Here is a 10,101-nt window from a genome sequence, read left to right as displayed (position 1 = left end):
CACCAATACAAATGCACGCACAAAACAAATTGAAAAGAAAACAATACAAATCAAAAAAGCTGAACAATCATATGATTGTTCAGCTTTAATTAATAAATTTAATCCTTTAATAATCTGTATCGGTTATTTAGGACTAGACAGTAAATGGATGTTAGATAATTAACATCGCGTCTCCATAACTGTAAAACTTATATTTTTCTTTAATTGCCTCGGCATAGGCACGTTTAATAAATTCGTGACCTGCAAAAGCAGAGGCCATCATCATTAATGTGGACTTAGGCGTATGGAAGTTAGTAATCATAGCGTTTGCAATGCTAAACTCGTAAGGTGGAAAAATGAATTTGTTTGTCCAACCATCAATTTCATTTAATGTATTGCTCGAAGATACTGCACTTTCTACAGCACGCATTGCTGTTGTTCCAACAGCACAAATACGTCGTCTGTTTTTAAGTGCGTTGTTTATTTGCTCTACTGTTTTTGGCCCAATAGTTACTTCTTCGCTATCCATTTTATGTTTAGATAAATCCTCTACTTCCACAGGATTAAAGGTACCTAAACCAACATGCAAAGTAACCTCTGCAAAATCGACGCCTTTTATTTCCAAGCGCTTTAATAAATGCTTAGAAAAGTGCATTCCAGCAGTTGGTGCTGCTACAGCGCCTTCCTTTTTTGCAAAAATTGTTTGGTAACGCTCTTCGTCTTCTGGCTCTACATCTCGCTTAATGTATTTAGGTAGTGGCGTTTCTCCTAATTCGGTTAATTTTTTTCGAAATTCTGTGTAAGAACCATCGTAAAGAAAACGCAATGTTCTACCTCTTGATGTGGTATTATCAATAACTTCTGCAACTAAACTTTCGTCCTCACCAAAATATAGTTTATTACCAATTCTTATTTTACGAGCAGGATCTACAAGTACATCCCAAAGACGTTGCTCTTCGTTAAGTTCGCGCAATAAAAACACTTCAATTCTTGCTCCTGTTTTCTCTTTGTTTCCAAATAAACGTGCAGGAAAAACTTTTGTATTATTAAGAATCATGACATCGTCTTCTTCAAAATAATCAATTATATCTTTAAATTGCTTATGTTCTATAGTTTGCTCTTTTCGATTTAGCACCATTAAACGAGATTCGTCTCTGTTTTCTGATGGATATTCAGCTAAAAGCTCTTCTGGCAATTCAAAATTGAAATGCGATAATTTCATTTTTACGTCTATCATAATAGTTATTTAGAAAGTTGCAAATATACAATCTCAACATAGGCGTTGTCAAGTAAATAGGCAATTATTATTGGTAATTTCGGTATTTATATGGTATTAAATTTAAACCCGAGTGTTTTTAAATCTTCCCAAAATGTTGGATAGGACTTCGAAACCACCATATGGTCTTTAATTTCAAGTGGCACTTTTAATGCTAACGGTGCAAATGCCATCGCCATTCTATGATCGTTATAAGTGGTTATAGCGACATCTTTATTAATTTTATTTGAAGCTGAAAGATGTAAACTTTTATCGGTAACCTTAATATCGCCTCCTAATTTTATAATCTCCTCTTTTAACGCTTCTAATCTATCGGTTTCCTTAATTTTTAAGGTATGTAATCCTGTTAAATCACACTTTAAACCCAAACCAAATGCTGTAACAGCAATAGTTTGAGCGATATCTGGTGCATTTGCTAAATCGAAATTAACACCATTTTCATTTACTATATGTTCTGTTTTTTTAAGTATTACGGTGTTCTCAGAAAAAGTTGTGCTTACTCCAAAGGCTTTATAAATCTCTACTAATGCAGAGTCGCCTTGCAAACTATCTTGTTTGTAAGATGTTAATGTTATGGTTGTTCCTAATTCAGCCAAAGCCGCAATACTGTAGAAATAGGAAGCCGAAGACCAGTCTGACTCCACGGTTAATTTGCTATTAACCTGTAATGGTTGGTTGGCTTTTACCGTAATTATATTGTTTTTAAAAGTGGTCTCTACTCCTATTGCATTGAGTAAACACAAAGTCATATTAATGTAAGGCACAGAGGTGATTTTGCCATCTAATGTTAGTTCGAGTCCGTTTTCTAATGTTGGAGCGACTAATAACAAGGCTGAAATATATTGACTGCTTACATTAGCGCTTAATGTTACTTTGTGTTTATTAAGTTGTTTTCCTTTTATAAGTAATGGCGGAAAGCCGTTATTTTCCATGTACGAAATATCTGCTCCTAATTGATTTAAGGCTTCGACCAAAATTTTAACTGGGCGTTCTTTCATACGCTTAGAGCCTGTTAAAACAATTTCACTACCTGCTTTAGTTGCAAAATATGCAGTAAGAAATCGCATGGCAGTTCCTGCATGATGGATATCTATTATCTTCTCATTTGAAGCTAAAGCCTTGGTCATTAACTGCGAATCGTCGCTGTTAGAAACATTTTCTATCTCCAATTCAGGATACAATGCTTTTAACAATAACAACCTGTTGCTTTCACTTTTAGACCCTGTGATTTGAATAGAAGCGTCTTCTTTAATTGAAGATTTTTGGAGTTTTATATTCATATTATTATAGATTTCCGTCTTCACGGAAATGAAAAAAATTACTTGAGCTTTTTGTTGTTGTGGTGTCGCTCGTGATCGCGTTTGGTTTTTATATCCAGTTTTTTATCGAATGCGTCTTGTAAATCTACACCTGTCTGGTTTGCCAAACATAAAACTACGAACATAACATCTGCTAATTCTTCGCCTAAGTCTTTATTTTTATCGCTTTCTTTTTCGCTTTGTTCTCCATAGCGTCTGGCAATAATTCTGGCTACTTCGCCCACCTCTTCGGTTAGTTGCGCCATATTGGTAAGCTCATTAAAATAACGAACACCATGATTTTTAATCCAGTTGTCTACTTCTTGTTGTGCGTTTTTAATGTTCATGTTTATGTTTGTTTTCCGCGAAAGCGTAACTATTTATTTGATTAAACTTCTTTATAAAAACAAAGTTATCATTTTCTTTTATAAAAATGCATCACTGTTAAAACTATCAAGCAAGGAATACCTATATATTTTAACTCGCTTAAAATAACTTGCATTCCCCAATTGGAGAAGAATTCTCTTATACCAATAGGTGATACTTTAATTACTTGCCACGGAAAGAAATAACGTTCCATAGAAAAGGGTATTAAAAAGCCAACACCTTTTCCGCCAGTAGTAAGTGCATCTAAAACACCATGAGACAATGTTGAAAAGAAAATAACTATAAAAAAAAGTATTCGTTTAGTTTTTGTAAAAACCAATGCTAATAAAACAGCCCAAAGAAGTGCAAATGCAATAGAATGAGTAACACCACGATGCCCAAATGGATGCGAATATGGAATTTTACCAAAGGTGATAACATCTAAATCTGGTAGCAAAGCCGAACCAATAGCTAAGAATAGTAATAATTTACTAGTCTTAGAACTAGCAATTTTTGCTAAGGTATAACCTACTAATCCATGACCAAATATTGATGCCATATTTTTTTACATAGTCTTTTTAAGCACTATTTTTTCAGATTTCTTCTCTGCAGATAATTGTACAAATTTTTTGAATTCAGGATATCCTTTTGGTAGAATTAGAGTATTATTTAAATCTGAATTAATAATTACTTGTATTGTTTTACCGTTTGGTACTATAACATAAGAAAATTCACCTTCATCTGTATTAAGAACAAATTTTGCATTTTCTGGAGTGGTCTCTATTTCGTATCCATCTGGTAAATTAATGTTTATTCTATATTTTGTGTTTTGAGGATATATTAAATCTATAGGGTAAACACGTGTGTCTTGTACAAATACATTGGTATTGTTTCCAAAAAACAACAATGGTGATAAGTATAACTTATCTCCTATTTCTTCAACTGCGTTTTCTAGTTTAAAATCGTAAGACATTAGTATTGGTTTTCCTAAATCTGTTTTATTTTTAACATCAAGATTCTCTATTACTATGTCTCCTTTTTCTTCCTCCAACTTAGTTATTATACTTTCTGGTTTTACTTTAGTATAATTATCTCTAAAATCTAATGCTAAATGATTTGTTAGTTTTTGTCTTAATTTTCCTTGAACAGAAAAATTGTCTTGAATATCTATACTCATTTGAATAATATCGTCTGAAACCATGTTTGGCTTCAAGCTTATCCAATCTGAATAACCTCTTTCATCTATAACTCTTCCTTGCCAATTTATTGCTCTTTCAGGAAGGATATTAGCTGTTCCATAATTACTTGTAGCGTCTAACAAAAAGTAATTATCTTCTAATTTAATGCGACAAATAACATAATTAAATCCATCTAAAGTTGGTGTTAACGGAATACCATTATCTCTTGTGCTTAAAAGCACAGGATTAGCAGATATTCCAGCATGACGTAACATTGCAACTAGCATTAAATTAATATCTCCAACATTACCACTGCCATCTTTATAAGCATTCTTTAAACCTTTGTAAGATGTGTAACCTCTGTAACCATCCCATTTAACCTTAGATTTTAAAAAATTATAGATTAAAGCTACTTTTTCTATTGGTTTTTTGTCTCCATTAACAATTGGCTTTATATCATCTTCAAAATAATTAGTTTTCTCTAACTGCCCACCAAAATTTTCTCTTTCGTAAATTCCTTTTACTACTCTCTCCCAATTTGTGGAATATTCTCTAACAGAACCATCTAATCCTTTTATTGATTCTATTTCCCATTTTACAACAGCTCTATAATTATTAATATTATCTACATAAGCTTCTGTTTTTAATGCAGGAATACTTGTTAAATCTGCCTCATATATGTACTCTGTAATGTCATAGGTTCTTTCTATTAGGTTATCTTTAGAGAATTTTGTTTTAACACTAGCTCCTCCATTAGCCATCGCAGAATGATATGATACTTCAAGTTTTCTACTTTTAGATGTTTCAGTTATTTCTGGAACATAAGTTGCTTTAGAATTATACGTTTTATTTATTCTAAAATATTCAGGGACCCGTAATTGATAAACAAGCTTTTTTACTGGAATTTTATATTGAAAAATTTCTTCATTTAAATCTATATTAGGTGATTCAATAGTATACTTATATTCAACAATTGAACCTTCTTTTAAATCAGGCATAGTAAATTTAAATAACTTCCAAAACTTATTTTTTTCCTCCTCAAAGATTCCATTTTTTCTTAGTTTTTCATCTACTACTTTTCCACCTTCTAAATTATATGTGTAAGCTTTTAAAAAGAATATTTTCTCTTCTCTCTCATTATTTTCATTATAAAGACTTTCAGTTTTAGTTCCCCAATCAAAACCTTTTTTATTATAAATCTTTATACGTTCAAAGACTTCAATAAATTTTTTAAAACCTTCATCTTGTACATAATTATAATATATTTTATACTCTCTATATAACACAGCTGCATCAACTGTAGAATCATTCTCATACATGGTTTCCTGTAGTTCCTCTTTACTCACTTTTCCAAATCTGTAATCTTGAGCTGTTGCAATATTTAGAGTTAATAAAATTGCAATTAATACTGTGCTTTTTAAAATCATACTACTTTTTTTTAAGGGCTATTTTAGATTTATCGTGCTTGACTATGTTACTGTAAAACTTTCTAAACGCCATATAGTCAGCTTTTGTGTATTCACCTTTATTGATTATTAATTTACGTGTGTATTTAAATTTATTGTTACCTAATTTTTCAATTTTAGCAGTATACTCTCCATACTTATTATTTATTGATATTGGCTCAAATAGTGCTTCTATTGTTAATGTATTTGCGAGGTTAAATACATATTCATCTTCATAAACAAAACCTCTATCAACCTCAAAAGGCAAAGTTCTGTTTTTATACCTTGGCGGAATATCAGTGCTTTTATTAAAAGCATTTGGAGCCATTAACATTCTATTTCCTGCTCTTGAACCATATTTAGTTGCTTTAAGTTCAAGATTTTCTGTAAAAACAATATTCTCTTTATCGTTATTAAAACGCATAGATAGAATTTCGAGATTATTAATATTATCGAACTTGTTTTTATAATATAATTTTTTGTCTTTTTCGTCTTTTGCTTCTATACGTTCATACTTATGGTATTGTAAGCCTTTTGAATTTGCTTCTATAGTTGCACTAATTGCTCCAGATTCATCTAAATTTATAGTTGCCTTCGTTTTTTGAATATTGTCTTTGGTATTGTATGTTGTAGTATGTACAATTTTTCCACCTTCGGGTGTTATTATTAATGCGTCTCTATCGTCTGTAAAATTAGCTATATATCCAAATGGAGTGGTTTGATTAGTACACTCTAAAAAGACATAATCATCTTGATGCGGCATTGCTAATATGGCATGATTACCTTGTTGAGAAGAAAATTCCTTATCTATATTCTCGATATCTCTTTTACCATAAATAAGAGTGTAGTACGATTCTACACCTACTGCTTTTAACAAGGCTTTTGTATAATTAGACAGGGCTTTACAGTCTCCATAGCTTAATCTATCTACATCGCTTGCGAGCATTGGTTTCCAACCACCAATACCAACTTGCACACTAATGTAGCGCGTTTTATCTTGCATGTATTTATAGACTATTTTAGCTTTTTCAAGGTTAGAACTTGCTGTTGCAGTTAAGCTTTTAACTTCTGTAATTGTTGTCTCAGGTAACTCTTCTGTTCCTTTATTTAAATCTGTATCTACCCATTTTCCAAAAGATTGCCAATCAGAGTTATTACCTTTTACTCCTTTCATATCAAAACCCTGTAGAGCTAATTTTAAATGTGGAGCAAATGCAGAAAAATCTGGCGCGAAAGCTTCTGCTTTAATAGCATTTAAATTATTTGCTTCAAAGTGAAAATCTGATATTTCGTTTATATTATAATCTTCAAAATGAGATGCCTTCTTCTTTAAAACAATGCTTGAATTATTTATAACCTTAAAACTAGAAAACTCTGTACTCACAAAATAGCCTTCTATGGGGAACCATCTTGGTATAAAGGCTGTAGTGGATGTGGTAAATTCGCTATTAAACTCTACCGTATATGGATAACTGGAAGGTGTATAATTAAGATATTTCTCTCTGCCATCTGAAAATAGTGTACCTCCAGGAGTTGTGCTAACATCTTTAAAATCTCTCTCTTTAAAACTTTTTATTTCTTTACCAAATGCGTTATAAACGATAGCATTAACTTTCTTAATGTTTATAGCATCATCGTAGCTTAAATAGGCTCCAATATTTTTTCTACCATAATCGTTTAAAACTGTAACAATACGATGTTCTTTAACAACCATCTTGTTATAATCTTTAATTTCGATTTCTAAAGTCTTATGCCTTATAATTGCATTAGCATGTTCTTTTAATTCTGAAGGTATTGTTATCGCATTGGTTTTATTAGTTTGAGAGATACAAACTATTGCAACCAGCATAAAAAATATGCTTAGCGTAATTTTATGAGACATTAGTTTAGTTTAGATTGGAAATATAATAATTATTAGGGTTTTGAAGAATATATTTATATGAAATTTCTTATACCTTATTTTTAGTATCTATAATAATGGTTACTGGTCCATCATTTAGTAATTGCACTTTCATATCTGCGCCAAACTCTCCAGTTTGTATTGTTTTATTTAAAATAGTTTCTAATGTTGTATTAAAAGCGTTGTACAATGGTATTGCTACTTCTGGTCGTGCAGCTTTTATATAGCTGGGTCTGTTGCCTTTTTTAGTACTTGCTTGAAGCGTAAACTGACTTACAACAATAGCATCTCCTTTACTATCTAACAAAGATTTATTCATGACATCATTTTCATCTCCAAAGACTCGAAGATTAGCAACTTTGTTCGTTAACCAATTAATGTCCTCTTGCGTATCTTCTTGGACGATGCCTAATAAAATTAAAAGTCCATGTTTTATTGCAGCAACTTTTTTGCCTTCAATGGATACGCTTGCTTCACTTACTCTTTGAATGACTACTTTCATTATTCTTTATCCCAAATGTCTGTTCTGTAATTTTGGTCGTCTCCTTCAATTATTTGAATATAACTTCTGTAACGCGATGCGGCAATTTCATCTTTCTCTAAGGCTTCTTTTACCGCACATTTTGGCTCTTCGATATGCAAACAATTATTAAACTTACAGTCCTGGCTTAACTCAAAAAACTCAGGAAAATAATCGCTAATTTCTTCCTTTTCCATATCTACAACACCAAAGCCTTTAATCCCTGGTGTATCTATAATTTTTGCATTGAAACTTAAATCGAACATTTCTGCAAAAGTTGTAGTGTGTTGCCCTTGCATGTGCTGCGAAGAAATGGCTTTTGTTTTAAGGTCTAAACTTGGTTCAATGGTATTTACTAATGTAGATTTACCAACACCAGAATGTCCAGTAAACATGCTCACTTTCCCTACCATTAAGGCTTTAATTTTTTCGATGTTTTTTCCCGTTTTAGCCGAAATACTGATACATTCATAACCAATATTTCTATAAACATGCTCCAAGTATTTTACTTCCATTAAGGTATCTTCATCATAGGTATCCATTTTATTAAAAACCAAAATGGTTTTAATGGAATACGCTTGAGCAGTCACTAAAAAACGATCTATAAAACTGGTAAATGTAGGTGGATTGTCTATTGTGATTAATAAAAAAACTTGATCGATATTAGATGCAATAATATGCGTTTGCTTAGACAGGTTAACCGATTTGCGTACAATATAGTTTTCACGGTCGTGAATTTTTTTAATAACACCAGTTTCTTCGTCACTTTTGGTATCTAAATCGAAATCCACATAATCGCCAACTGCAATTGGGTTGGTGCTTTTTATGCCTTGTAAGCGAAATTTGCCTTTAATACGGCATTCGTAGGTAGCACCGAGTTCGGTTTTTACCGTGTACCAACTTCCTGTAGATTTATATACTAGTCCTGTCATTACAACAAAGATGAAAATTATTAGCTTGTTATACAATAAAAAAAGTCTCGCAATAACGAGACTTTAAATAATATATACTTATTTACTTTTTATCACCTTCTCTTGATGATTAATTGATTCCTGATGAACTGCTTTAAATAGTTTTAAAATAAATTCTTCGCTTAGGCCTTTTTCATCGCCTTGAAGCACCATTTTTCCTAAAATCTCATTCCATCGTTTACTTTGTAAAACAGCAACATTTTTTTTCTTTTTAAGCCTTCCAATGCTATCTGCTACTTGCATACGCTTTCCTAATAAATCAATTAATTGATTATCGACTACATCTATTTGAGCTCTCAAATTTGTTAATTCGTTATTGTATTCTGCTTCTGGATCGCTCTCTTTTCTAATTTTTAAATCCTCCATCATTTTAATCAATGTTTTCGGCGTTACTTGTTGTGCTGCATCACTCCAGGCATTATCTGGATCTGTGTGTGTTTCAATCATTAATCCATCGAAATTTAAATCTAAGGCTGTTTGCGATACATCAAAAACCATGTCGCGCTTACCTGTAATATGCGATGGATCGTTTATTAAAGGTAAATCTGGAAATTTGTTTTGAAACTCGATAGCGATTTGCCATTCTGGGATATTTCTATATTTTGTTTTCTCGTAAGTTGAAAACCCTCTGTGAATTGCTCCTAAATTCTTGATTCCAGCCGTATATAATCTTTCTATACCACCTAACCATAATGCTAAATCTGGATTTACCGGGTTTTTAACCAAAACTATTTTATCTGTCCCTGCTAAAGCATCTGCTAATTCTTGCATAATAAACGGACTTACGGTAGAACGTGCACCTATCCAAAGTAAATCCACATCATTTTCTATGGCTAACTTTACATGATTTGCATTGGCTACTTCTGTACAGGTTTTCATTCCTGTTTGTTCTTTAACTTTTTTAAGCCAATTTAAACCTAATGCGCCAACACCTTCAAAATTACCTGGTCTTGTTCTTGGCTTCCAAATTCCAGCTCTGTAGTAGCTAACATCGGTATCTTTAAGCTCGTGAGCGATTTTTAAAACTTGCTCTTCTGTCTCTGCACTGCATGGTCCAGCAATTACCAGTGGATGATCTAAATTCATCGCGTCCAACCAGTTTCTCATTTCTTTTTTGTTCTCCATAATTGTTATTATTTACTCTGATTAGGTCTCGACATTGCTCGAC

Annotated in this window: 9 protein-coding genes; all 9 read right to left on the bottom strand. The window is 32.1% G+C overall.

All coding sequences use genetic code 11. The features are described from left to right. Positions 1 to 151 precede the first annotated feature (151 nt). On the bottom strand, positions 152 to 1,201 hold the full coding sequence (queA, locus tag ACVC43_RS04320) for a tRNA preQ1(34) S-adenosylmethionine ribosyltransferase-isomerase QueA (RefSeq protein WP_452223343.1): 1,050 nt from the start codon (positions 1,199 to 1,201) through the stop codon (positions 152 to 154). Positions 1,202 to 1,302: 101 nt separating this feature from the next. Continuing rightward, entirely contained in the window at positions 1,303 to 2,535 is a 1,233-nt protein-coding gene (locus tag ACVC43_RS04315) for a 3-phosphoshikimate 1-carboxyvinyltransferase (protein ID WP_452223340.1), read from the bottom strand. Between the two features lie 38 nt (positions 2,536 to 2,573). Continuing rightward, positions 2,574 to 2,900, bottom strand: a complete 327-nt coding sequence (locus ACVC43_RS04310; RefSeq protein WP_452223339.1) for a nucleotide pyrophosphohydrolase — start codon at positions 2,898 to 2,900, stop codon at positions 2,574 to 2,576. A 68-nt stretch (positions 2,901 to 2,968) separates the two neighbouring features. Continuing rightward, a complete protein-coding gene (locus tag ACVC43_RS04305) occupies positions 2,969 to 3,478 on the bottom strand; it encodes a metal-dependent hydrolase (protein WP_452223338.1) in 510 nt (169 codons plus the stop codon). A 6-nt stretch (positions 3,479 to 3,484) separates the two neighbouring features. Beyond that, positions 3,485 to 5,524: a transglutaminase domain-containing protein gene (locus ACVC43_RS04300; protein ID WP_452223337.1), complete on the bottom strand. Its 2,040-nt coding sequence runs from the start codon at positions 5,522 to 5,524 to the stop codon at positions 3,485 to 3,487. Position 5,525: 1 nt separating this feature from the next. Then, the gene (locus ACVC43_RS04295; RefSeq protein ID WP_452223336.1) at positions 5,526 to 7,424 is read right to left on the bottom strand and encodes a DUF3857 domain-containing protein; all 1,899 of its coding nucleotides are present in this window, start codon (positions 7,422 to 7,424) and stop codon (positions 5,526 to 5,528) included. Between the two features lie 67 nt (positions 7,425 to 7,491). Beyond that, positions 7,492 to 7,944, bottom strand: coding sequence for a D-aminoacyl-tRNA deacylase (dtd, locus tag ACVC43_RS04290; RefSeq protein ID WP_452223335.1), 453 nt, complete (start codon positions 7,942 to 7,944; stop codon positions 7,492 to 7,494). Next, on the bottom strand, positions 7,944 to 8,894 hold the full coding sequence (gene rsgA / locus ACVC43_RS04285; RefSeq protein WP_452223334.1) for a ribosome small subunit-dependent GTPase A: 951 nt from the start codon (positions 8,892 to 8,894) through the stop codon (positions 7,944 to 7,946). Before rsgA ends, dtd begins: the two co-directional genes overlap by 1 nt. Positions 8,895 to 8,972: 78 nt before the next feature. Further along, entirely contained in the window at positions 8,973 to 10,058 is a 1,086-nt protein-coding gene (locus ACVC43_RS04280; protein WP_452223333.1) for a chorismate mutase, read from the bottom strand. Positions 10,059 to 10,101: the final 43 nt, after the last annotated feature.

The organism is Lacinutrix chionoecetis (assembly GCF_053604665.1).
This window is presented reverse-complemented; position numbering and strand designations above follow the sequence as displayed.